19 protein-coding genes are annotated in these 25,019 nt (G+C 61.9%); 15 read left to right on the top strand and 4 right to left on the bottom strand.

The genetic code is table 11. The features are described from left to right. Positions 1–35 precede the first annotated feature (35 nt). The gene (locus CAURIM_RS03325; protein ID WP_201828607.1) at positions 36–1,481 is read left to right on the top strand and encodes a PucR family transcriptional regulator; all 1,446 of its coding nucleotides are present in this window, start codon (positions 36–38) and stop codon (positions 1,479–1,481) included. 15 nt (positions 1,482–1,496) lie between these two features. Here the strand turns inward: CAURIM_RS03325 and CAURIM_RS03320 are convergent, their stop codons facing one another. Then, positions 1,497–3,023 carry a helix-turn-helix domain-containing protein gene (locus CAURIM_RS03320; RefSeq protein WP_435383989.1) on the bottom strand — a complete coding sequence of 509 codons (1,527 nt, stop codon included), beginning with the start codon at positions 3,021–3,023 and terminating at the stop codon, positions 1,497–1,499. A gap of 111 nt (positions 3,024–3,134) precedes the next feature. Here CAURIM_RS03320 and gabT point away from each other — a divergent pair, with 111 nt between their 5' ends. The 4 genes from gabT to CAURIM_RS03300 all read left to right on the top strand — a co-directional run bounded on the left by gabT (position 3,135) and on the right by CAURIM_RS03300 (position 8,348). Beyond that, positions 3,135–4,460 (top strand): 4-aminobutyrate--2-oxoglutarate transaminase, encoded by a 1,326-nt coding sequence (gene gabT / locus CAURIM_RS03315; protein ID WP_070446239.1) that lies wholly within the window; start codon positions 3,135–3,137, stop codon positions 4,458–4,460. A gap of 36 nt (positions 4,461–4,496) precedes the next feature. Beyond that, complete coding sequence (locus CAURIM_RS03310) at positions 4,497–5,945, top strand: flavin-containing monooxygenase (RefSeq protein ID WP_070446241.1); 1,449 nt, start codon at positions 4,497–4,499, stop codon at positions 5,943–5,945. A gap of 13 nt (positions 5,946–5,958) precedes the next feature. Further along, complete coding sequence (locus tag CAURIM_RS03305) at positions 5,959–6,939, top strand: alpha/beta hydrolase (RefSeq protein ID WP_070719597.1); 981 nt, start codon at positions 5,959–5,961, stop codon at positions 6,937–6,939. A 98-nt stretch (positions 6,940–7,037) separates the two neighbouring features. Continuing rightward, the gene (locus CAURIM_RS03300; RefSeq protein WP_070446244.1) at positions 7,038–8,348 is read left to right on the top strand and encodes a YkvI family membrane protein; all 1,311 of its coding nucleotides are present in this window, start codon (positions 7,038–7,040) and stop codon (positions 8,346–8,348) included. 64 nt (positions 8,349–8,412) lie between these two features. Here CAURIM_RS03300 and CAURIM_RS03295 read toward each other — a convergent pair whose 3' ends face one another. Further along, positions 8,413–9,879 carry a helix-turn-helix domain-containing protein gene (locus CAURIM_RS03295; protein ID WP_010189243.1) on the bottom strand — a complete coding sequence of 489 codons (1,467 nt, stop codon included), beginning with the start codon at positions 9,877–9,879 and terminating at the stop codon, positions 8,413–8,415. A gap of 191 nt (positions 9,880–10,070) precedes the next feature. Here CAURIM_RS03295 and CAURIM_RS03290 point away from each other — a divergent pair, with 191 nt between their 5' ends. From CAURIM_RS03290 to CAURIM_RS03270, 5 genes are all read left to right on the top strand, one after another. Continuing rightward, positions 10,071–12,128, top strand: a complete 2,058-nt coding sequence (locus CAURIM_RS03290; RefSeq protein WP_010189244.1) for a hydantoinase/oxoprolinase family protein — start codon at positions 10,071–10,073, stop codon at positions 12,126–12,128. Positions 12,129–12,165: 37 nt separating this feature from the next. Continuing rightward, a complete protein-coding gene (locus CAURIM_RS03285) occupies positions 12,166–14,181 on the top strand; it encodes a hydantoinase B/oxoprolinase family protein (protein ID WP_201828608.1) in 2,016 nt (671 codons plus the stop codon). A 34-nt stretch (positions 14,182–14,215) separates the two neighbouring features. Continuing rightward, a complete protein-coding gene (locus CAURIM_RS03280) occupies positions 14,216–15,934 on the top strand; it encodes a helix-turn-helix domain-containing protein (protein ID WP_201828609.1) in 1,719 nt (572 codons plus the stop codon). 118 nt (positions 15,935–16,052) lie between these two features. Further along, positions 16,053–17,171: an alcohol dehydrogenase catalytic domain-containing protein gene (locus tag CAURIM_RS03275; protein WP_070446252.1), complete on the top strand. Its 1,119-nt coding sequence runs from the start codon at positions 16,053–16,055 to the stop codon at positions 17,169–17,171. 104 nt (positions 17,172–17,275) lie between these two features. Further along, a complete protein-coding gene (locus tag CAURIM_RS03270) occupies positions 17,276–18,790 on the top strand; it encodes a permease family protein (RefSeq protein ID WP_201828610.1) in 1,515 nt (504 codons plus the stop codon). On the opposite strand, the gene CAURIM_RS03265 is transcribed toward CAURIM_RS03270, so the two are convergent. Beyond that, a complete protein-coding gene (locus tag CAURIM_RS03265; protein WP_201828611.1) occupies positions 18,787–19,968 on the bottom strand; it encodes an acyl-CoA dehydrogenase family protein in 1,182 nt (393 codons plus the stop codon). The two genes, CAURIM_RS03270 and CAURIM_RS03265, sit on opposite strands and share 4 nt — an antisense overlap. Before the next feature lie 87 nt (positions 19,969–20,055). Between CAURIM_RS03265 and CAURIM_RS03260 the strand changes: the two genes are divergently transcribed. From CAURIM_RS03260 to CAURIM_RS03250, 3 genes are all read left to right on the top strand, one after another. Beyond that, positions 20,056–20,466, top strand: coding sequence for an acyl-CoA thioesterase (locus CAURIM_RS03260; protein ID WP_201828612.1), 411 nt, complete (start codon positions 20,056–20,058; stop codon positions 20,464–20,466). A 77-nt stretch (positions 20,467–20,543) separates the two neighbouring features. Continuing rightward, on the top strand, positions 20,544–21,515 hold the full coding sequence (locus CAURIM_RS03255) for an NAD(P)H-dependent flavin oxidoreductase (protein WP_201828613.1): 972 nt from the start codon (positions 20,544–20,546) through the stop codon (positions 21,513–21,515). A 3-nt stretch (positions 21,516–21,518) separates the two neighbouring features. Next, complete coding sequence (locus CAURIM_RS03250) at positions 21,519–22,319, top strand: enoyl-CoA hydratase-related protein (protein WP_070644272.1); 801 nt, start codon at positions 21,519–21,521, stop codon at positions 22,317–22,319. A 278-nt stretch (positions 22,320–22,597) separates the two neighbouring features. Here the strand turns inward: CAURIM_RS03250 and CAURIM_RS03245 are convergent, their stop codons facing one another. Beyond that, positions 22,598–23,809 carry an IS1249 family transposase gene (locus CAURIM_RS03245; RefSeq protein ID WP_201828073.1) on the bottom strand — a complete coding sequence of 404 codons (1,212 nt, stop codon included), beginning with the start codon at positions 23,807–23,809 and terminating at the stop codon, positions 22,598–22,600. A 196-nt stretch (positions 23,810–24,005) separates the two neighbouring features. On the opposite strand from CAURIM_RS03245, the gene CAURIM_RS03240 reads away from it, so the two are divergent. Together CAURIM_RS03240 and CAURIM_RS03235 are read left to right on the top strand one after the other, a co-directional pair. Beyond that, complete coding sequence (locus CAURIM_RS03240) at positions 24,006–24,401, top strand: MmcQ/YjbR family DNA-binding protein (RefSeq protein ID WP_236659315.1); 396 nt, start codon at positions 24,006–24,008, stop codon at positions 24,399–24,401. A gap of 55 nt (positions 24,402–24,456) precedes the next feature. After that, positions 24,457–24,903 (top strand): MarR family winged helix-turn-helix transcriptional regulator, encoded by a 447-nt coding sequence (locus CAURIM_RS03235; RefSeq protein WP_070644274.1) that lies wholly within the window; start codon positions 24,457–24,459, stop codon positions 24,901–24,903. Positions 24,904–25,019 lie beyond the last annotated feature (116 nt).

Here is a 25,019-nt window from a genome sequence, read left to right as displayed (position 1 = left end):
AAATTTTTTGTGCATAGCTGTGTACTCTGTCCACCATGCGTGAGATAACCTTTCGCTGGCTTCTCAACCAGCGCTCTTTGAACCTGCGAAACATCGTCACCGGTAGCGCTACGTTCAACACTATCCACGCCTCCGAGCTCGCGGACCCCAGCGAGTTCACCTCCCCCGGCGCGCTCATGCTCACCCTGGGGCTTGCTTTTCAGGAAGAACCGGAGGGGTTTGAGCGCTATGGCGCGGCTCTGGCCACGGCCGGCGTGCAGGGCATCGGCTTCGGTACCGGGCTGGCCTTCAGTGAGGTCCCCACAGAACTTATCCGCGCCTGCTCCCAGCACAATCTCACCCTTTTTGAGGTCCCACGCGCCACCCGCTTCGTATCCATCACCACAGCCGTGGCTCAGGAACAGGCCCGCTTGGACAACAACGCGCACTTTGCACTCCACCGCCAGCAGGAACGCCTCAACCAGGCGGCAGCCACGAGCATCGACGCACTCATCGCACAGGCAGGCAAGGAACTCGGCGCCGCGGTAGCAGTAGCCAGTTTCTCCGGAGCGGTGGTCAGCCGCAGCGATCGCGGCCGGATCAGTGCGGCCGACGCCGCGGTGGAAGCCGCGGAGCAGACGGGGCGGGGAACGGGGACGTCGACAAGCACAGGCGCCACCATCACCAGCATCTTCGGATCAGCGGGACGACGCTGGGCCATCGCGGTAACGCGTGCAGAGAAATTCGATTCCTACTCCCGCGCGCTCATCCGACACCTCACCGGCCTGGCCAGCCTGCTCTTAGATCATCCCGACACCACTGCGCACACGATCCTCGGAGCGTTGACGCTTGATACCCAACTGGCCGGCGTTGACTCCCCCGCCCTGCAGGCGGCTTTTCATATGGTCGATAGCCATGATCTCATCGATGTCCTGTTTCTCACAGCAGCTTCCCCCTCCCGCCTCGCGCGGGCTTTGAGCGAGATCGGAAAAGCCGAGCCTCTCAACCTCATCCGCCCGGAACACGATTCGGCGCTTATCGCGCTTCCCCCGGGCACCGCACACCCAGGTTTAAGCGGGAAACACACTCGCTACCTCCGCACATCCATCCTGCAGCGCATCCAATGGCAGGCGTTGACACCGGCGCTCTTGTCCTCTCTCCAGAGCCACGCGCGCAGCCTGCCGCTCGGCGCTGTGACCACCTTCGATTCGGCTGCCCCTACCTGGCTGTCAGAGCCCGGAGTACCCGAGGCCCTCACTGCCCGGCGCGCGGCGACGGTCAGCCGCCTAGCCGAACACGATGTTCAGCACAATACGGAGTTGCTCGCCACTTTGCGCGCCTTCCTCGTGGGCAACGCCAACCTAGCCACTGCCGCCGCGGAGCTTGGGGTTCACCGGCACACCGTGCGCGCTCGGTTGGATAAAGTGGAGCAACTTTGTGGCGTGGACTTGGCTAACCCCGTCACCCGCGCAGAACTCCTCTTACTCAGTATTGATTCTTAACCGACCATTGAGGACTCAGTTCGGAACGCTGACCCCGAGGATGAGCAGCTCCGCCGCCACGAGAGGATCCTTGAGGTCGACTTCGAGAAGATCCTCCAAGTCCGCGATGCGCTTGCGAACGGTATGCCGATGCGATTGCAGCTCCTCAGCGGTGCGGCTCACGTGCCCACCCGCGCGCAAATAAACCTCCAAGGTTTCCGCCAATTCGGTGCCGTGCTCCGCGTCGTACGCGCGCACCTTGCCCCAGGTTTCTTCGGCGCGATTGTGCACCGCACCCTTGACCCTGGGATCCCTGGTCCAGCTCAGCGTCCGCGATTCTGGTCCCGCCAACATTCCTGGCTGCAGCCCAAAGGCGAAGGATTCCAATTCACGGACAACTCCTACTCCCAGCTCGCCCCATGGCATGGGTTGCCCCACGACGATGCGCTTGCTTCCCCGAATATCACGCAACAAGTCTTGCAAGTTCTTCATCGAACGACTCCCCCTAAAGAGCAGGAGGCTGGAGGAGTTATCCAGCGCGTACTCGAAAAGCAAGCGCCCGTGCTCCTGCAGGCGAGCGTCCAAGGCGTGGAGGAAGCGCTGGTGGGCGCGCTCGCCTTCTGACTTCACTAAGACCGGACGTACCCGACCCTGCGCATCACCCACCATGTGGAAGATGCGGCGCATGGGATCTTCCGGCTGGTCCATGCCCAACTGAATGGCCATGGCCATGGAGTTGAGTTCGTTTTGGGTGCGCCGCAGCTCCTGCGGGCGCTTCACGGTGAGTTCCGCGAGACCTGCAGCCTGTTTGAGCAGTGCGCGCTCGTTCACACCGAAACTCTCACGCGCCACCGCCAGCAGCCCGAAGGAGCGCGCACCGTGGTCGGCCAAGCGCTGGGCCAAGACGTTCCACCCGCCGACGCGGCGTGCGGCGTAGAAGTTCTGCGCGCGGGTATCGGTAATTACCGGGCCCCACTCCACTGGGGGCAGGCCGGGGTGACTCGACTGCGCGAAGACCCGTCCGTCCTTATCCACGAGGCAGCAGTGCGCCCCCAACAGGCGTCCGGTCTTATCCACAAGGGCGTCGAGGCCAGCGATGGCGGCGTCGTTGAGCGCACCCTGCTGTGCAATGAAGAGTTCCAGGCCTTCCTCACGCTGACGCTGAAGCTCGTCGTGGAGACGCGCGAGCACCGAAACGAAGGGAACACGCCGCGCCACCGTGAAGAGCGAAATATCGCATTCCCGGGCGGCCTCCACCATGGAGGGCGGAACCTCGGCAAAGGCAATCCCAACGCCGAAGCCCACCCCCGTTACCCCGCCTTCGGCCACCCTGTGGATGTACTCCGCCAGCTCTTCCGGCTTCCCTTCAAAGGCCATGCCGGTAAGCAGGATAACCACCCCAGACCCCACAAACTCGCGGGGATCGCGCAGCTCACACGGGTGTATTACGGAAAAAGGGCGCCCACAATCGTGCAGAATTTCTATCCCCAAATCAGGCTGATTAGCCAACCATCTCAGGGAAACGCTCCCCTCTTCCAGCCCGACCGCTACCCCCGTATCCAATGTGGACAAATTCTCACCATTCTTTCACCAGATTGTCTATGGCCCTTCTGAAGTTTAGCCATAAGAATGACCCACGTCATAAAAAATTCCGAGTATTAAGGAGCAGACAGCATGCAGGATCTCAAGCACCGCCTCCCCCAGGAGCGGAATGTCTCCACCGCAATTCCTGGCCCCCGCAGCCAGGAGCTGAATGCTGCCCGTGAAGCCGACGTCGCTGCTGGCGTCATCCCGGGCTACCCCTCCTACATCACCGACGGTGACGGTGGCGTGCTTGTCGACGTCGACGGCAACACCATCGTCGACTTCGCATCCGGCATCGCCGTGACCTCCGTTGGCGCCTCCAACCAGCGCGTTGCCAAGGCCGTCGCCGAAGCCGCCAGCCACCTGACCCACACCTGCTTCCTCAACGCTCCCTACGAGGGCTTTATCCAGGTGGCCAAGAAGCTCAACGAGCTGACCCCGGGCACCCACGAGAAGAAGACCTGTCTCTTCTCCACCGGTGCTGAGGCAGTGGAGAACGCCATCAAGATCGCTCGCCGCTACACCGGCAAGAACCGCGTTGTGGTCTTCGACGGCGCCTTCCACGGCCGCACCAACCTCACCATGACCATGACCGCCAAGAACAAGCCCTACAAGCAGGGCTTTGGCACCCTGGCTGCTGATATCTACCGCGCGCCGATGTCCTACCCGCTGCGCGACGGCCTCGACGGCAAGCAGGCTGCAGCGCGCACCCTGCGCTACATCGAGCAGTACGTCGGCACCGAAGAACTGGCTGCCGTCATCATCGAGCCGGTGCAGGGCGAGGGTGGCTTCGTCGAGCCTGCCAAGGGCTTCCTCCCGGCACTGCAGGAATGGTGCACCGACAACGGCGTTGTCTTCATCGCCGATGAAATTCAGGCCGGTATCTGCCGCACTGGATCCTGGTTCGCCTGCGACGATGAGGGCATCATCCCGGACCTCATCACCACCGCCAAGGGCGTGGGCGGCGGCATGCCGCTGTCCGCTGTGACCGGCCGCGCCGAGATCATGGATGCCCCGGACCCGGGCTCCCTGGGTGGCACCTACGCCGGTAACCCGGTGGCCTGTGCTGCTTCCCTGGCAGCTTTCGAGGAGATGGAGGAGCTGGATCTGGCTTCCCGCGCCCGCGAGATCGAGGCCATCACCCGCGAGGAGCTGGAGCCGCTGCTCGAGCTCACCACCGTCGCCGAGGTCCGCGGCCGCGGCGCCATGATCGCCATCGAGCTGGTAGACGACAACAACCAGCCGAACGCTGACCTCACCGCCAAGGTAGCCAAGACCTGCCGCGAGCAGGGCGTGCTCATCCTCACCTGCGGCCTCGACGGCAACGTCATCCGCCTCCTGCCCCCGCTGGTCATCAATGAGTCCACCCTGCGCGACGGCCTCCAGGTCCTGGCCGAAGCCATCCGTGCAAACTAATCCACACCACCACCGTCTAAAAGGAGACACACCACTATGAAGATCTACGATTGCATCATCCTCGGCACCGGCTACGGCGGACTGGGCATGGGCGCCCAGCTGGTCCGCGACGAGCAGAAAGACTTCCTCATCCTCGAGGCTGCCGATGAGGTCGGCGGCGTGTGGCGCGACAACACCTACCCGGGTGCTGCCTGCGATACCCAGGCTCTGATCTACTGCTACTCCTACTTCCTCAACCTTGGCGTCTCCCGCATGTTCGCCGGTCAGGACGAAATGCAGGGCTACCTCAAGGCTCTTGCTGAGGAGTTCAACCTCTACGACCACATCAAGTTCAACCACCGCATCACCAACGCCGAGTGGAAGGAAGACCTCAAGGCCTGGGAGATCGAGGCCAACGGTGAGACCTACTACGGCCGCGTCTTCGTCGGTGCGTGGGGCCAGCTCTCCAAGCCGAAGGTTCCGAACTTCCCGAACCGCGAGGCATTCCAGGGCGTGCAGTTCCACTCCGCCGAGTGGAACCACGACGTTGACCTGGCCGGCAAGAAGGTCGCCGTCATCGGCAACGCTGCTTCTGCGGTTCAGCTGGTTCCGGAGGTAGCAAAGGTGGCGGAGAAGCTCTCCGTGTTCCAGCGCTCCGCTAACTACATCCTGCCGCGCAACCAGGTCATCTTCACCGATGAGGAACTTAAGGAGTTCCAGGAGAACCCGGATTCCTACCGCGCTATCCGCCAGGAGATCCACGAGGTCCGCGAGGAGGGCTTCGACCGCACCCGCAAGGGCACCGATTCCGCTGCTGAGGGTGTCGAGCAGGCCATGGAGCACCTGCGCTCCCAGGTCAACGACCCGGAGCTGGTGGAGAAGCTCACCCCGACCTTCGCCTTCGGCTGCAAGCGTATTCTGCGCTCCGATGACTTCTACCCCACCTTCAACCGTGACAACGTAGAGCTCATCACCGCTGGCATCGAGAAGTTCACCGAGACCGGCATCCGCACCGATGACGGAGCAGAGCACGACTTTGACGTGGTCATCTACGCCACCGGCTTCCACTCCCAGGAGTTCCAGGGTGATTTGCCGATTGCTGGCCGCGATGGCGTCGACCTGCGCGAGCGCTGGGGTAACTCCCCGGAGGCTTACCTGGGCATGACCGTGGACGGCTTCCCGAACTTCTTCATGCTCTATGGCCCGAACACCAACCTCAACCACCACTCCGTGGTGGCCATGCTCGAGGCACAGGACCGCTACATCTCCCAGGCCGTTGCTTACCTGCGCGAGAACCCAGAGGCAGCCCTCGACGTGAAGAAGAACGTCATCGACGAGTTCAACACCAAGATCCAGAAGGAACTCGAGGCATCTGCGTTCTCCGCTGACTGCTCCTCTTGGTACAAGAACGAAGAAGGCCGCGTCATCAACAACTGGTCCGGCAACGTTGCTGAGTACTACGAGCTGACCGATAAGCTCGAGCTCAACGACTACGAGCTGGTCTAGGAGGTAGTTCACAATGCACACTCTGCACGACGATTTTTCCGGGCGTCCCGTCGCTGAGGATGCGTGGAAGGCGCTGAAACCTTTCCGCGATGGTGGGGCGAAGTCCTTCCATAACTTCCCCATCCCGCAGGTGCGTGAGAACTACGTAGCCTCGGCCCACGCCAACCCGCTCCACGAGGAGAAGGAACCCGCGACCACGGATTTCCAGGTTGACCAGTTCCAAGTTCGCCTCTACGACCCCCGCCCGGAGGCGGAGCGCGGCCAGGAGACCCCAGCGGTGCTCTACATGCACGGCGGCGGCTGGCTCATGGGCAACCTGGAGACCCACCACTCCTCGGTACGCCGTATCGCGGTGCTGACCGGTCTCCCGGTCGTTGCGGTGGACTATCGCCTTGCCCCGGAGCACACCTACCCGGCGGCTATCGACGATTGCCGCGCTGCCTACCGCTGGTTGTCCAACCCTGAGGCCGAGCACGGCCTGACCGTGACCTCCATCGCGGTAGCGGGTGACTCGGCCGGCGGCCAGCTCGCCGCCACCCTGGCGAACGAGTTTGTGAGCGAAGAAGACGTCGCCAAGCTCAGCTCCCAAATCCTGCTCTACCCCATCACGGATTGCTCCCGCGAGCGAACCGAGAACGGTGCCTCCTACAAGCGCTTGGAGGAGGGCTTCCCGCTGGCATCGGACACCATGCGCTGGTTCATCGATACCTTCGTCACGGAGGAGGCACAGCGCACGGCAACGGATCTCTCCCCGCTGTTGCTAGAAGAGCTACCGGAGGGCCTGCCCCCGTCACTCGTGATCACGGTGGATAACGATCCGCTCGCGGACGAGGGCATCGAGTACGCCGGCAAGCTGGCGAAGGCGGGCGTCGACGTCACGCACAAGCACCTTCTGGGCTACCACCACGGGCTGTTCACCTCCGCCGGTGTCATTGACCGCGGCGAGGAAGAGCTCGCAGTCGTCGCCGAGTTCATCAAGGCGGCAGCGAACTAGAAGCTTCCGCTCCATCACGCACGGGGCAGGCACCTTCAAAGGCAGCCTGCCCCGTTTGCATAAGTAGCTATTTCTGTCCACCTAAAGTTAGGTTCACCATGCTTAAACGCTCATTCGGCATCGCGATGGCCTTCATCGGCGTACTCGCGGGTGCCTCCTTCGCTTCCGGCCGCGAGGCCCTTCAATACTTCGTTGCCTTCGGCAACATGGGCATCGTCGGTGCCATCGTTGCCGCACTGGCGATGACCATCTCCGGTATCACTATTCTCCAACTAGGTTCTTATCACCGCGCCAAGGAGCACACCTCCGTCTTCAACGCGGTGTCCACCCCCATTGTGTCGAAGGTCCTCGACTTCGCCACGCTGACCTGTCTCTTTTGCATCGGCTTCGCCATGTTCGCCGGTGCCGGTGCCAACCTCAACCAGCAGTGGGGCTGGCCAGTATGGATCGGCGCGGTCCTCATGCTCGTGCTCACCCTGCTAACTGGCCTGCTTGACGTGGACAAGGTAACCATCGCCATCGGCGCTATCACCCCGTTCATCATCGTCCTGCTCACCATCGGCACGGTCTATACCGTGCTCACGTCCAACCCCGATTGGTCGCACCTCAACGAGCAGGCACAGCAGCTGCCGACGACGCTGCCGAACTGGTGGGTCTCCTCTATCAATAACCTGGGTCTTAACGTCATCGTCGTGGTCTCCATGATGATCGTTATTGGCGGTAACTTCCTCGATGCTAAGGAAGTGGGCTACGGCGGCATCCTCGGCGGCCTGTGCTTCCTGTTCCTGCTGGCGGTCCTCGTCGGTGGCCTCTACGTCTCCGTGGGCCCGATCACCGAGGCTGAGATGCCAACGCTGGCCATGATTGAGCAGATTCACCCTTGGCTTGGTGTCGCCATGTCCGTTGCTATTTACGGCATGATTTATAACACCTCCATCGGCATGTTCTATGCCTTTGCCAAGCGCCTCACCCGCGGCAAGCCGCAGCACTTCTACAAGGTCTATGTCATCTCCGTGCTCATCGGCTTTGTCCTCTCCTTCATTGGCTTCTCCAACCTCATCGGCTGGGTTTACCCGATTCTGGGCTACATGGGCATCGCCATCATGTTCATCATCGGCTTCGCCTGGCTGAAGAACCGCGGGGAGCTGCAGTCCGAAGCGGACCTGCGCCGCCGCGCACGCGAGCTCCTCAAGAAGCGCTTTGAGAATGACAACCACCTCTCCGATGAGGAGATGCGTGAACTCGTGGCCATTGCTCGCAACTCCTCCATCCCGGAGTCTGACTTCATCAAGGAAATCATGACGGAGGTTGATTCCGCGGATCTCCCGGAGGACATGCAGATTGGCGATGGCAAGCTCCACGCGCTCATTACCGGCAAGCCCATCCCACGCAGCAAGAAGAAGGTGTAGTTCTCTCCCCTCCCCCTCTCACTCTCTGCCCTCACACCTTCTCCGTGCCCCCGCATCCAGCCGCCTAGCGCTGCATACGGGGGCGCAGCGCTTTCCACAGCGCCCACAGGACCAGGTCTGCATCGGAGAAGCGGATACGTTCCGCCAGCGCCTCCAACCGGTGCCGGACCGTATTGGCATGTACACCCACGACCTTGGCCGCACGGGCGACAGAAAACCCTTCGGCCTCATAAGCGTGGAAGATTTCTTCCCCATCTTTAATGGAGCCGATGGCGCGGTCGAGCTGCCCCACTGCATCTTCGAGACCGCGCTGCCCCAGGTAGGCCGCTGCCTTCTCAATGGCACTGCACTGAGAAAACTCCATGCTCTGCAGATGCAGGGAATGTTTCCGTTCCACCACCACCGCGGCAAGCAATGCCTGCAGCCACGCCCGCGGGCCTTCCTCGACGGTATCGAAGCCGTCGGAAAGCCCCACTGAGCCGAAGAGCACATCCGCAATCTTGGTCTCAGTACCCGATTGCGTCGTCAGCACGCAGGTACGGCCAGCCACATATCCCAGCACCAGTGGCACGCCCGCATCTTGCGCCACGGCGAAAGCTTTGTCGCGCACATCACTGCGATAGGAATCCTTGATGGAATCGGAAACGATGAGGCGCATTTTCGCGTGTTCCGAAAAGCCCCGCCTGCGCAACGTGGTGGCCACTTCTTCCCTATTCGAATTCTCATCGCACAACGCCACCATCAACGCGCTCGATTCGGCAACGTGGTTGCGCAGGATGTTTCTCTGCGCCATGAGGGAAGCGGTGAGAAGTTCCTCCAGCGCTGCGAAAGCGGGGTCATCGAAGTCTGCATCCTGACTGGTCTGCCGCCCCCGGATCAGCCAGTAGCCATGGTCGAAGGAGGGGCTCTCACCAGCAATGTCAAGCCACCGGGCAAAGACCTTCCAACGCCCCACGTGCATGCTCGTGGTGCTGTGGTTGACCACCACCGACAGGGAACGTGCAATACTCCGCGCAGGCAGTTCGCCGGCGGCGGCAATAACCCGACCATCAACGGTCAACAACAGCAAGGAATCTCCACTAAACCTGGCAAATCGCGCGAGGATCTCGGACTCCGGCGCCGGGTTAACCAACCCGGGGCTTAATTGCCCGATGGTGCTGAGCTTGCGCCAGGATGCCAGGTTGGGTTGGCGCCGCAAAAGCTCATCCACCGCGCGCCGGATATCTTGGCGCGTGATCCCATCGGTGCCGTACAGGAGGGCGCCGGTTCCCTCTACCGAGTCCAGGACTTCCTGCTCATCGAACTCGGAGTCGAGGAAGATGACCCCGGCGGCGTCGACCAGCCGACGCTGGATGGCGCGTGGGCTTCCCTCCGGCTGGGGAAGGACTAGCCAGCCCGCCACGTCCCCATCGCCCTCGGCGCACAGCCCCACAAAATTCTCATCCTCGAGCGTCTTGCTCAAGCGCCGCAGCCGCGGTTCCATCACGACGAGATCGGCGATCCGCAGCACCGGATCATCTTGTGACGCCACTTAATCCTCCGAAAAATAGTGTCCTATCTTACTTTTAATCAGGTAATTCTAGCGCCCTTCAACCTGGCTTTTTGGAGTTTCCTCCACCGTTTTCCATCTTGATTCACTGTTTCTCCATTGCTCCCCTCCTCGTGCCATATCAAGATTCCTCTCAACCGAATTCACCATCTTTTGAAAGAGAGGTCCACACCATGACGGAGACCAAGCCTTTTCGCGTATCCGTTGACGTCGGCGGAACGTTCACCGACGTCGCGATTGTTAACACCGAGACCCACGAGTTGTCGGTAGCCAAGGTTCCCTCCACCCCGGATGACCCGATGAAGGCGGTGATGAACGGCCTCAAGTCGGCCGACGTCCAGCTCAACCAGGTCGAGGTGTTCTCCCACGGCACCACAGTGGCCACGAATGCGTTGATCCAGCGCCGCTTCCCGCCGGCAGCGCTCATCACCACGAAGGGCTTCCGCGATGTGTTGGAGATCCGTGACGGCACCAAGGATGAGCTCTGGGATGCCTACCACGACGTTCCGGAGCCCTATATCCGCCGCCGCGACCGCTACGAGGTCGAAGAGCGCATCGACTTCGACGGCGCAGAGGTCACCCCGCTCGATGAGGCAGAGGCACGCCGCATCGCCGGCATCCTGCGCCGCAAGAAGATTGAGACCGTGGCGATCTGCTTCATCAACTCCCACGCCAACGCCTCCCACGAGGAACGCATGGCGGAGATCCTGCGCGAGGAGCTTCCCGACGCCGCTATCTCCACCTCCTCCGAAATCCTCCCGGAGATCTTCGAGCACGACCGCTTCTCCACGACCGTCGCCAATGCGGTCCTGGCCCCGCTCGTCTCCGGCTACGTCAACCGCCTATCCCGACAGCTGGAGGAAGGCGGCTACGACGGTGACCTGCTGCTCCTCCACTCCGGCGGCGGTTCCATGACCCCGGAGATGGTCTCCCGCTACCCGGTCCGCCTGGCCGCCTCCGGTATCGCCGCCGGCGCCATCGCGGTGCAGGACATCGCTACGCGCTGCGGCTACTCCAACGCCATCGGCCTAGAGATGGGTGGTACTTCCACCGACATCGCCTTGGTCTACGAAGGTGATATTCGCATTACCAAGCAGTGGCAGGTCGAGTACGGCTTCCCCATCTGCTTCCCGTCCATTGAGGTGGGCACCATCGGTGCCGGTGGCGGTTCGGAGGCCTGGATCGATGAGGCAGGCTCCCTGCGCAATGGTCCGCAGTCGGCCGGTGCGGATCCGGGGCCGGTCTGCTACGAGCGCGGCGGCACCGAAGCCACGAATACCGATGCCAATGTCACCCTCGGCCGCCTCGGCACCGAACTCATCGGCGGCGCGCTGAAGCTCAACCCGGATGCCGCGCGTGAAGCCGTCAACAAGACGGTCGCAGATCCGCTCGGCCTCGATACCGAGACTGCCGCGGAAAACATCGTGCAGGTGGCCAACGCCAACATGGCTGACGCCGTTCGTCTACTGTCCATCCGCCGCGGCTACGACCCGCGTGACTTCGTCCTCGTCGTCGGCGGCGGCGCCGGCGCACTGCACGGTGCCGAGGTGGCCCGTGACCTCTCCATCCCCACCGTCGTGGTCCCGCCGCACCCGGGCGTTACCTCCGCACAGGGCTGCCTGCTCGTGGATATCCGCCACGACATCACCAAGATGTACCAAGCACCCGTGGACGAGGTAGACACCGCAGACCTGCGCAAGGAATTCCAAGCGCTCATCTCCGAGGCCCGCGAGCGCCTCCACAAGGAGCACGTGCCTGAGGAGCGCATGAAGTTCAAGCTGACTGCGTCCATGCGCTACCGCGGCCAGTGGCGCTCCCTGACGGTGGAAATCCCCGAGTCCGATAACCCGCTCGATGATGCCGTCGCCATGTTCCACGATGAGCACGAGCGCGAGTACTCCTTCGCCGACCGCGAAGGCGCTGTGGAGTTCTACCAGATTGGCCTCATCGCTATCGGTGAGCTGGAGAACCCGCCTTTCAAGCACTATGACGTCGAAGAGCACGAGGCAGAGCTCCCGGAGACCACCCGCCCTGTGTACTTCTCCGCGCACGGCGGCTGGGCCGATGTCCCGATTTACCACCGCCCGGATCTGAAGGCCGGCGCAAAGCTCAACGGCCCCGCCATCATCGATCAATTCGACGCCACCACCGTCATTCCGCCTGGTGACCGCGCAGAAATTGATGAGTGGTCCAACATCCGCATCCACATCGGCAAGGCCACCAACGCCTAAGACGCTCGCCTAAGACTCTCCTTTGAAAGGAATCGACATGACTACTACTCAGACACAGCCACAGAAGCCGTCGCCGTCTTCTTCCAGCCGCCGTACGCTCGACCCGGTTACCTTCGAGGTACTCAAGAACGCCTTTGCCACCTCGGTCAACCTCATGTCCGAGCAGATTCTTCGCACCTGCTATTCCTTCGTTATTTATTCGCGCGACTTCTCCTCCGCGCTCTGCGACGCCGAAGGCAACACCGTCATGCAGGGTGACCAGGACATCGCCGTCCACGTCGGCACGCTGCACTTCCAGTGCCAGGCCGTGCTCGAGGAATTCGGCGATGACATCCACGAAGGCGATGTTTTCGCCATCAATGACCCCTACCAGGGCGGCACGCACATGAATGACGTGTCCTTCCTGCGCCCCATCTTCTACGAGGGCACCCTGCTGGCCTTCGCGCAGAACAAGGGCCACTGGGCTGATGCCGGCGGCTCCGTCCCGGGCTCCTTCGATGTGTCCGCCACCAACTACTACACCGAGGGCCTGCGCATCACTCCGGTGCGTGTGTGGTCCAAGGGCGTGTTCCTCAAGGACGTGGCCAAGCTCCTAGCAGGCAACACCCGTAGCTCAGAGATCGTCATGGGTGACCTCAAGGCCCAGGCCGAAGCCACCGCAGTCTGTGAGCGCGAAATCCACCGTCTCGTGGACAAGTACTCGGTCGACATCGTGCGGACCGCGCTGCGTGAGGTCCAGGACTACGTGGAAGACATCGTCAGCGCCCGCGTCGCCGACTTGGAGGACGGCGAGTGGTCCACCACCGACTACATCGACCTCGACCCCGCTAAGGAAGAAGGCCTGGTTCCCATCAAGGTGACAATGCGCATCAAGGGCGGGCGCCTCTCTTACTCACTAGATGGTTCCGCACCGGCGGTCGCCAGCTTCCTCAACGCCGGCTATGGCTCCGCGTTCTCTGGAATCGTCGCCGGTACGAAGACCTTCTTCCCCGACGTTCCACTGAACTCCGGTCTTTACCGCGCCATGGACATCGACCTCGGCCCAGAGGGAACCGTGGTCAACGCCGGAATGCCGCACGCGGTGACCGGCTTCTGTTCCGGCCCCTTCGAGAAGATCATGAACGCCGTCTTCGAGCTGTGGTCCCAGCTCATGCAGGAGCGCGCCATGGCTTGCGCCTTCAACCTGGAGTACCTGCTCATCGGCGGCTGGGATACGCGTGATGCGAAGAAACCACAGGATAAAGGTGAGTTCTTCATGTGGTACGACTGGATGGCCGGCGGCTGGGGTGGCCGTGTCGACCGCGATGGTTCTTCTGCTACCGCACCGGTCTTCGGTCCGGGCCTGGCGGTCCAGCCGGTGGAAGGCCAGGAGCGCCTCTCCCCTGTGATCACCAGCCACCACGCGCTGGTCACCGACTCGGCCGGCCCCGGCAAGTTCCGCGGCGGCGTCGGCGTATCCAAGGGCGGCGTGCTCACGGACGCGAACCAGACCGTGATGAGCTACTGCTGTGACCGCTCCCGTTCAGTCACCTGGGGTATCGAGGGTGGTCTGCCGTCTATCCCGCAGGGCGTGTGGCTCAACCGCGGCACCCCGGATGAGAAGTACCTCGGCGCGCTCTTCTCCAACGTGCCAGTCGGCCCGGGCGATACCTTCGAACGCCCCTCTGCCGGTGGTGGCGGATTCGGCGATGCCCTGGAGCGTGACCCGCAGGCCGTGTTGGAGGACGTCATCGACGGTTACGTGTCCGTGGGCCGTGCTGCCAAAGACTACGGCGTTGTCATCCACGCCATCGACCCCGAGATCGATGAGTACGAGCTCGATGAGGAGGAAACCACGAAGCTACGTGAGGAACTTCGCTCCTCCCGCCTGGACAAGCTGGCGGAGGACCCGGAATCCGTGGCAGAGCGCTACAACGCGGGCGAGCTGGACCAGCTCGACCTGGTCCGCCACTACGGCGTCATCCTGGACTGGGCCACCGGTGAGCTCCTGCCCACCACCACTCAGCAGTACCGCGAGCAGATGACCAAGCGTTCCTCTTCCCACTGGAAGTAGGTGGCGCCCCGACCAGCCCCCTAAACTAGGGAGCATGTCTCTCCTCGGCCCCGTACTCTCCCATCTCGCCAGCGGCACCCGTGTCCCCGACGAGCTGCGCGAGCAACTGGCGGCCGAGGAGCTTGGCGCGCTTCGGGCCATCGAAGAGACCATGCGCGCCAACCACACATGGCGGGTGATGTCGACCAAACTGCTCGACGTCTCCCACATGCTCAACTCCGGCCGCGAATCGACTGATATCTTCCAGGCCATCGTGCGCCACGCGCGCTCCACCATCGGCACCGACGTGGGCTATCTCAGCCTCAACGATGAGGACACCGGCTTTACCAAGGTGCTGGTCACCAGTGGTGTCGTCACGGAGGAATTCCGCACCATCAACATGCCGATGGGCTCCGGAGTCCTCGGCATCGTGGCCGCCACCAACCGCCCAGCGTGGACCTATGACCATTCCGCAGATCCCAACGTTACGCACGTGGATTACGTGGACCGCGCGGTAGAAGCCGAAGGAATCCGCGGAATCCTCGGCGCCCCGATCCGCATCGCCGGGCGCACCATCGGCGCGCTGCTCGTGGGCGACCGCCACCCCCGCCACTACACGCACGAAGAAATCGCGGCCCTCGAGGTGCTTGGCTCTATTACCTCCGTGGCGCTGGAGAATGCGCAAGTCATCGAGAGCCAAGGCGAATCCGTGGCCGAGTTGACCCGCTCCCAGATTGCGCTCAGCCGCCATGTCGAAGAACTGCAGTGGCTCAATGACGTCAACACGCAGCTGCTCCACGTGCTGATGAATAACGCGAGTTTTGAGGAACTCGAACGCGTGTTGGCTGAAAGCCTCGATGCACCGGTGATGCTGTGGACCACGGAAGGTGCCCCGAACACTCCCCCAACCAGTACCTTCCCCGTGGAGTTCAACGGGCGGGCCTTAGGCACGATTGGCGTGGACAAAGAGCTCAGCGATGCCGAACTGCGCGTCATCAGCCATGCCTCCGCTGCCTTTACTGCGATTGCTCTTTTTGCCGAAGCGCTTGTCGACGCCACCGCGCGCAAAGTCGATGACCTCGTCTACGCCGTGGCTCTGGGTAATGCTGGGCGCGAGGAGATCGCTCGTCTGCGCCACCTAACGGGAATCAGCCTGAATTCTTCGGTACAGCTCTATTTCGTCGGCTTACACTCGGCAAAGAGTTTGCCAACTCGCCCGCAACTAGAGCACCTTCTGCCGGGAAATGCCGCTATCACACACCACGACCAGCACGTATGCGTGCTGTACCAGCCGGATCGAGCAATTGATAAGGCACTGGCCCCGCTGCTGTCTGAGTTTTCTGACTTGACGGTTTCTGCCATCGGCTTCGACGGGCTGGATTCGGCACGCAGCGCCCACGATTCCGCTATGGCCTACTTGGAGTCAGCTTTAGCACTCGGCGTACAAGGCCGCTTAGTCACCGAAGATACCTTGGGCACCGTCGGCCTCATCTTGGGCGCGGACCCGCAGGCGTTGAGCGCGCTGTCCACGCGCACGATCGGCCCGTTGGTGCGTTATGACGCAGAGCATTCCACGGAGCTGACCGACACCGCGCACCACTACTTGCTCTCCGGCCACAGCATCCCGCAAACAGCTCGCGCCATGTTTATCCACCCCAATACGGTGCGCCAGCGACTCGACCGGATCGCTGAGCTCATGGGAGATGAGTGGGCCGTGGGCCAGCGCGGGCTCGATGTTTTCGTAGCGCTGCGTGCTCACGCGCTCAGCGGGTAGAAAATTCTCCATCCGCACATATATTGGGTGTAGTTTTTCCCATACCGTTCTCACCCTCCCCCACGTGACGTGGCGTACATTGCGATGCATTAACCCCATCCGATGTCTGGAGGTATCAATGTCTGACACGATTACCATTCGCGGCGCCGTTCTGGAGCGCTCCGGCGATGAGCGCCCCTACGCCGACTCTCAGCCCATCACCGTGAGCGAGCTCGAGCTCTCCGCTCCCGGCGAGGGCGAGATTCTGGTCAAGATCACCGCCGCCGGCCTCTGCCACTCCGACCTCTCCGTGGTCAACAACAACCGCCCCCGTCCGCTGCCGATGCTGCTAGGCCACGAGTCCGCCGGCATCGTCGAGGAAATCGGCCCGGGTGTTACCAACGTCAAGGTTGGCGACCACGTGGTCATGACCTTCCTCCCGCGCTGCGGCGAGTGTGCCGGCTGCAAGACCGACGGCAAGATGCCGTGTGAGGTTGGCTCCAAGACCAACAACGAGGGCACCCTCATCCGCGGCACCCGCCACCTCACCCGCAACGGTGAGACGGTTCAGCACCACCTCGGTGTCTCCGGCTTCGCCACCCACGCCGTGGTCTCCGAGCTCTCCGTCGTACCGGTGGGCTCCGATGTCCCGGCGGACATCGCCGCTATCCTCGGCTGCGCCATCCTCACCGGTGGCGGCGCCGTCCTCAACGAGATTGATCCGAAGCCGGAGGACAGCATCGCTGTCGTTGGCCTCGGTGGAGTGGGCATGGCCGCGATCATTACCGCCGCTGCACTCGGCGTGAAGGAGATCGTGGGCATCGACATGCAGAAGGACAAGTGCGAGAAGGCCCTCGAAATCGGCGCCACCTCCGCCATGACCCCACAGGAAGCCGAAGAGTCCGGCAAGAAGTTCACCGCCGTCGTGGAGGCTGCCGGCCACCCGAAGGCACTGGAGACCGCTTACAAGGTCACCGCACCGGGCGGCCTGACCGTCACCGTTGGCCTGCCGGCACCGGGCTCCACCATCACCATCGACCCGCTCGTAATGACCGGTGAAGCACGCCGCGTGCACGGCTGCTACCTGGGTTCCTCCGTTCCGTCGAAGGATATCCCGAAGTACGAACAGCTATGGCGTGAGGGCAAGCTCAACGCAGAGGCCCTCATCTCTGATCACATCAAGCTCGAGGACATCAACACCGCCATGGACCGCCTCTCCGACGGTGCAGCCCTGCGCCAGATCATCGAGTTCGACTAAACAGAGCTCGGCTAAACCTCAACAAATCTCTCACCTTTCCTCACCAAGCCCTGCGCGCTTCACGCCCGCTGGGCTTGGTCCCTTTTCTTTGAAAGGAGGCCGTCATGGCCGAAACCACCGAAGCCACCGAACCTGAAGACCAGGGCATCGGTCAAGCTTCGCCCCACTGGAAGATGGGGCCTTTCGATGTCCGCCTCCCCTTCGTGCACTACCGCATGGAATGGCCGGACTTCGCCCAAGGCCTGTTTATGTGCGTGGTCGACCTGGGCGCTATCCCCCTGATGACTGAGGCCCTCGGCATGCCCTACGAAGCGGCGCTGGCCGTCGTCATGCTCAATGGCCTTCTCTACCTCACCCACCACATCCTGGGCGACCCAGTTGTCCCCGGCTGGATTACCCCGGCCATTCCACTGTTGACGGTCTACATCCAGACCTTCCCGGAGGGTGAGCAGCGCATCTGGGCGCTGATCAGCTTCCAGCTCATGCTGGGCATATTCTCCTTAACGCTAGGCATAACGGGATGGGCATCGAAGGTCGTCCGCCTCATCCCCTCTGGCTTGCGCTCCGGCATCGTCCTTGGCGCTGGTATCGCTGCCATCATCTCGGTGTTCCAGGAAGGCGGACGTTTCCACTCCTTCCCCATTACCATCACCATCGCGGTGGCCGTGGCCTTCTTCCTCATGTACTCCCGTGGCTTCCAAGCCCTGCGACAGAAAGCCGCCGGCTGGCGCTTCCTGGCTTCGCTAGGCATCCTGCCTGCTATCTTCGTCGCGGTCTTTGTCGCGCCGCTGGCGGGCGAGGCCCCCTGGCCGGACGTGGAGTGGGGTTTCTCCAAGCCGGACTTCATCACTCTGTGGTCTGAGTACACCGTCTTCGGCGTTGGTTTGCCGCCGGCGCACATGTTCCTTACCGCCATCCCCACGGTGCTGGCTGCCTACATCGTCGTCTTCGGTGACGTCCTGCAGGCCAACGCAGTGCTCAAGGAAGCCGACCACGTCCGCACGGACGAGGCCGTGGTCTACAGCCCGTCGCGCGCACACCTGCTTTTTGGTGGCCGCAACATGCTGATGTCCATTATCGGACCGGACGTCGCCATGTGTGGCCCGCTGTGGGCGGCAATGCACGTGGTCATCGTCGAGCGCTACAAGCAGGGCAAGCGCGCCATGCGCACCATCTTCGGCGGTGCGGGCTCCTTCCGTTGGGGCACCAACGTGGGTCTTCTGCTGCTGCCGATCACCTCCTTCGTTGAGCCCATCCTGCCGGTGGGTCTGGCGCTGACTCTCATCATCCAGGGCTTCGTGTCCGTGCGCGTGGGCATCATGGAATCCAAGAACCAAAAGGATCTTGGCATCGCAGGTGTCACCGCCGGCGTTCTCGCTACCCAGGGAGCCGCCTGGGGCTTCGCTGCCGGCATCATCATGGTGCTCGTCGTCTACGGCAAGGACATGTTCAAGGACGAGCGCGACGGCACCATCCGCAACTTCGATGAAATCGATCCGAAGGAGGGCTTCGCCGATGCCCAGGCGGACTTCACCGAGCTGGCCGAGCTCAATGATCTGGATGCTGAAGGCCGCCCGATCGATCCGAACGCCCCGAAGCCGAAGGACACCAGAAGCTAACTAAACGCCTGCTCCCCCGTCAGCACGCGCCCCAGAATCAACGTGTGGATCTCATCGGTGCCCTCGTAGGTGCGCACTGATTCTAGGTTGGCGGCGTGGCGCAGCGGCGAGTAGTCCGCGGTGATACCGTTGCCGCCCAGGATGGTGCGGGCTTGGCGGCAAATGTCGATGGCGGTGCGACAGTTAGCCAGCTTGCCCACCGAAATCTGGTAGGGCTCCAGCGTGCCCGCATCCTTGGCGCGGCCCAGGTTCAGTGCCAGCAACTGCCCCTTGTTCAGCTCCACCGCCATGTCCACCAGCTTCTGCTGGGTGAGCTGGAAGGATGCCAGCGAGCGATCAAACTGCTTGCGCTCCTTGGCATACCGCAGCGCCACCTCCAAGGAATCGCGAGCAGCACCCAAGGCACCGAAGCTGATACCGAAGCGTGCCTCGTTGAGACACATGAACGGACCCTTGAGCCCTGGATGCTTGGGCAGCAGTGCATCAGCAGGCAGGGTAACTCCTTCCAGTTCAATATCGCACTGGATAGAAGCGCGCATCGACAGCTTGCGGGTAATTGGGGTGGCGTTAAAGCCGGGCGTAGACGTCGGCACGATGAACCCGCGCACGCCCGCTTCCACCCCGGCGGCGGAAGCATCCTCCTCAGAAACCTTGGCCCAGATAATGGCCACGCCAGCCACGCTTGCTAAACCAATCCAGCGCTTCGCACCATCCAGTACCCATTCGCCGGAGCGGTAGCGCGCCACCGTCGCCATGCCCGCCGGGTCCGAGCCGGCGGTCGGCTCCGTCAGGCCGAAGCAACCAATGACCTCACCGGCGGCCATCTTGGGAAGCCAGTGTTGCTTTTGCTCCTCCGAGCCGTGCTTATAAATCGCCGACATTGCCAGCGATCCTTGCACCGATACCACCGTGCGGATACCGGAGTCCCCTGCTTCCAGCTCCTGCATGGCTAGTCCGTATTCAACCGCGGAGCGCCCGGCGCAGCCATAGCCTTCCAGGTGCATTCCGAACAGACCAGCCTCCGCGAGCACCGGGAAGATCGACTCCGGCAGCATCGCTTCCTCGTACCACTGCCCCACATGCGGCCGGATGTGTTCATCCACCAGTGCGGCAACGCGGTCGCGGGTAGCTTTTTCTTTTTCGCTCAGCAGAGCATCGATTCCCAGAAGATCCGTCATGGCATTCTCCTCACGATTCGAGCAACGAACCACAATTCGTATGTATAGTAATGTACATCACTCTACCCGCTCGCCCCAGGAGGAACAATGCGCGCGCCCACCAACGCCATCCCCATAACCCTCGCCTTGCGGTGGTCCGACCAAGACGCCAACGCCCACGTCAACAACGCCACAGTGGTCACCCTCCTGGAGGAGGCGCGTGTCCGTGCAGCCGCCACTCTCACCGGCCCTGTCGCCACCGATTCCTATGCTCACGTGGTGCGATCCCTCGAAGTCCAGTATGACGCCGAGCTCACCTACACCGATTCCATCGAGGCTCGCGTGTGGATCTCCCGCATCGGAAACACCTCCTATCAAGTCGCCCACGAACTCATTCAGGATGGCACCCCGTGCGTGTTTGCCACGGCGACGCTGGTGCTTATCGACGTCTCCGCGCGCCGCCCCATCGCCCTATCCGATGACCTTATCGAGCGACTACGTTCCCATTTTTCCGAATAGCCATTCACCGCCGTTTAGTTCAGGAACTCAGTCATCACTCCCCCACGCTTTCCTCACCACGAAGGAGCACAATCCTCATGATTTCCACCCGTGTTACCGAGATGCTCGGCATCGAGCATCCCATCATCCAAGGCGGCATGCAGTGGGTCGGCCGTGCCGAACTCGCCGCAGCCGTATCTAACGCCGGTGGCCTCGGCGTCGTCACCGCGCTCACCCAGCCCACCCCGGAGGATCTGCGCCACGAGATTCGCCGGACCCACGAGCTCACGGACAAGCCCTTCGGTGTCAACCTCACCATGCTGCCGGCAATCACCCCACCGCCCTATGCGGAGTACCGCGACGTCATCATTGAGGAAGGCGTGAAGATCGCAGAAACCGCCGGTAACAACCCCAAGGACCACATGCCGGCTTTCAAGGATGCTGGCATCACTGTCATCCACAAATGCACCTCCGTGCGGCACGCGCTCAGCGCCCAGAAAGTCGGCGTGGACATCGTCAGCATCGACGGCTTCGAATGTGCCGGGCACCCTGGCGAGGATGATATCCCGGGCCTCGTCCTCATCCCCGCCGCCGCCGACCAACTGGACATTCCCATCGTGGCCTCGGGTGGCTTCGCGGACGGCCGCGGGCTAGCCGCCGCACTGGCATTAGGCGCCGAGGGCATCAACATGGGAACCCGCTTCGTGGCCTCCACGGAAGCCCCAGTGCATGAGAACGTCAAGCAGGCCATCGTGGAGCGCAGCGAGCTGGATACCCAGCTCATCCTCCGCGAATTGCGCAATTCCACACGCGTGGCCAAGAATGCCGTGAGCGATGAGGTGGCCGAGCGCCTCGCCCAAGGCGCTGATTTCGAGGATATCCGCCACCTCGTCGCCGGTAAGCGCGGCCGTGCCGTCTACGAGACTGGTGATTTGGATGCCGGCGTGTGGACCTGCGGTACCTCGCAGGGACTTATCCACGATGTCGCTCCGTGTTCTGACATCGTCTCTCGCATTTCCGCCGATGCCGCACGCATCATTTCCTCCCTCACCGAGCTTGTTAAGGACTAATCCATGACCGACGCCATCCTCACCCACCGCGAAGGCTCAGCGCTCATAGCCCAGATCAACAACTCCGCGCGGCGCAATGCCATTGCCAAGGAGCATTGTCTCGCACTCTCTGCAGCGCTTGCCACCGCCTCCCAAGACCCCTCCGTCCGCGCCCTCATCATCACCGGTGATGAGACGGCCTTTTGCGCCGGCGCGGATCTGGTCGCCGCCGCACACTCAGCAGCCGCCGCGCAGGCCGCGGGAAAAGCTCCTAACCCTGCCGAGTCCACCATGCTGCCGCAGCTCAATGCGCTTGTCACCGAAATCCAGGCCGCCGAGATTCCCGTCCTCGCCGCCGTCGAAGGCGCGGCCGCTGGCGCAGGTGCCTCGCTAGCCTTCGCCTGTGATCTCATCGTCGCTGGTGAAGAATCCTATTTCACGCTGCCTTTCGGCAAGATTGGCCTCATCCCCGACGGCGGCGTAAGCCTCACCGCGCTCGCCTCCGTCGGGCGTCACCGCGCACTTGCACTGGCACTTCTCCAGGACAAGCTCGGTGTCGCCGAAGCGGAGGCAGCTGGGATCGTCGCCCAACGCGCGCACCAGGGCCACGCCCTCGAGGCCGCGCTGCAGCTAGCGCAGCGCCTGCACATCGCGCCGCGCGATGCCCTGGCCAAGGCCAAGGAGGCCATCAACCGCACAGCCCTAGGGCAGCTCGATGAGCAGCTCGCGTGGGAGGAGCCCACGCAGTACGCGCAGATGGATTCGGACGGGCACAAGGAAGGCGTCATGGCTTTTCTGGAGAAGCGTCCCGCACGCTTTGATTAGGGCCAGTTTTGACTAGCAGAAAACTGCCAGGGAGAGCACAAGGTGATTCCAGCGTCGCCCGCCATACTTTGTCTTGTGCGTTTGAGAGAGCGCATGCGAGAGAGAACCCCTCACCCTCCAGAGGGCGGCCAATGGCTGATAGTTGGAGGGACTTGATAGAGACGCCGTTGGGCCCCTCCCCGAGGAATCGGAGGACGGGGCCCAACGGTGTTTTCAGGCTTAAGGGACATTTCGTGTGGATTTGCGGCGTGTCGCACTAAGGGACATTTCGTGTGGATTTAGGAGCGTCCGGCCCAGCCTTTTCTTATGCCTAAGCTGGGGTTCCATTCGCTGTCGATGTGGATGTCGTATGTGGCTGGTCGCCCGTCTGGGTGGCCGCGTCGTGTGAGTTCTTCTCTTGCCCAGGCTGCGCGTGCTGCTTTTTCTCCTTGGCGTCCGAAGTCTTGTTGCTTGGCTAACTCCAGTGGCGCTACAGGGTCTTCGGTGTGGGTGTAGAGCCACCAGTCCATGGTGATGCGCTGATGCTCATCGAACATGCCACGATGGTTTCCGGCTAAGTCTTTGAGTTGTTTGTTGATGCCGCCTTCCAGCAGGTTCGTGGTGGCTTTTAAGTCTTGCGTGACACCTTCAGGCGGGTCAAGGAAGGTAAATAATTGTCCGGCGTGGATGAGCTTTTCTAGCCGTTTTAGAGCCCTGCGGGCGTTGCGGTGGGTGTACCACCATTTCTGGTTGGGGCTGACCCATTTCGGTACTTGGCCTGCCGGTATAGCACTGCGGTAGGTTCGCTCTTTAAGCCAATCAGCAAAGGTAATGCGGGTGTGGTGGACTGCAGCTGTAAACCGCGCAGCATCTTCACGGTTGCGTACTTGGACAAGCATGTAGCCCAGTTTCCGGATTGCTTTATGCGCTGGGTGAATCGGGTTGCGGCTGATATCAGCAAAAGTGTTGCGCTGGACGTGAACTAGGCAGCGCTGAATGGCAACGTCGGGCCATTTAGTGCGCAGTGCCTTGAGCGCTCCGCCTGCCCCGTCGGTGGTGACGATGAGTGGTTGCGCGATTTTGTCGAGCAGTTTCAGGTACTCGTATGAGCTTTCACGCAGGCACCAATGCCAGGCGATGACGTGTGTATTGGTGCAGGCTACCAACAGGCATTTCTTGTGAAAGTAGGTGCCGTCGATAAAGACCTGATCGTAAACACGATAGGGGTCAGAAGAAGTGGGCACGGTGATAAACCACAGCAGCTTAAACCACCGGGTCAAAGTCCGCCTTGTTACCCCAAGGCGCTTGGCTAAATGGTCTGCAGATTCGCCGGAGAGAATCCAGTCAATAAAGATTTTGAAATGCCGAATCTCGCTGGCGTGTGCGCGGGTATTAATCGATGAAACGTTGCATTTAGGACATAGCCAGCGTTGGGTTCCTGCCGCGGTCTTGCCGTTCTTAACCAGTCCATGGCCGCACACGTCACACGACGGCCGATTCCTATTAGCCATAGGAATTGGCCTTACCGCACCAGCAGCAGTCCTCCTATCACAGACCTAGGACTATCCAGTGTTGATTTCACAGATCGGGCCGTTGGAACCGATCCAAAATCAAGATCACCGCATTATCCCAGGCTGCCCCAGGAATCCGTATCGGTTTATCCACACGAAATGTCCCTTAAGCCTGTTTTCACCTAGTCTGGTTCACATGAACTCCTGCTCAAGCGGCTCCAGCGCCCTGGACCTTCACTCCAGTGCCACCGCCCACGCCATGGAACTCCCTGGCGCCACGCTGACGCATCCTTTTGGACCAGACTGGGACGTGTTTAAGGTGCGCGGCAAGGTCTTCCTCCTTCTCACTGCGGTCACTGGCCGCCAGCAGGCCATCCTCAAGGCCGATCCCCTGGATGCAGAAGCGTTGCGTAGCGAGCACTCCTTCATCACGCCCGGCTACCACATGAATAAGAGACATTGGGTGTCGGTGCACCCAGCTCCCCAGCTGACCCCGAAACTTCTGGCCGAACTCGTGACGGACTCGTACCGCCTCGTAGTAGAAAAGCTCCCCCGTTCACAACGCCCCATCGATCCCTCCACCTTTGGATAGAGTTGCCGCTATAAACATTTGCGGCCACCAACCCCGAGCTCTTAGGCTTGATCACGTGACGGATTTTGACCTCATCGATGAGACCATCGCGGAATACCGCCGCTTCGAGCGCGCCCGCGCGCGCTTCGATACCGAAGCACGCCGCGAGTACGGCATCACCGGTTCGCACCTTTCGCTCCTCCGGCTCATTGATAAGAAGAGCCCCATTCCCATCTTGCAACTGCGCAAGGAGCTGGGTTGGCAGCCCGCCACCATCGGGCAGGCGGTCAAGCGCTTGGTGCGTGACGAGCTCATTGCCATCGACGATGATCCAGAGGACCTGCGCCGCCGCCTGTGCAGCATCACCGAGGAAGGCCGGCGCTTCCTGCTCCACGTCCCCCTCACCGGCCCGGCGCGCCTGCGCACCTATGAGTTCAGCGAGGAAGAGTTAACCACCATGAAGCGTGGGTTCGAGACCGCGCTGAAGGCTTTCGGGTATGTGCCGTGGAGTGATGAGGACTAGCGCGGATGACTAGTGCAGGACTAGTGCTGTGATGTCTAGTGGCTTTTTGGACACGGAGTCCAGGATGTTTTTGGACGGGATGTCTAGTGGCTTTTTGGACGTTTGCGGCGGTGGAA

The sequence above is a fragment of the Corynebacterium aurimucosum genome (genome assembly GCF_030408555.1).
Taxonomy (GTDB): Bacteria; Actinomycetota; Actinomycetes; order Mycobacteriales; family Mycobacteriaceae; genus Corynebacterium; species Corynebacterium aurimucosum.
Note: the sequence above shows the minus strand (reverse complement) of the source record. Positions and strands in the feature narration are given on the sequence as shown.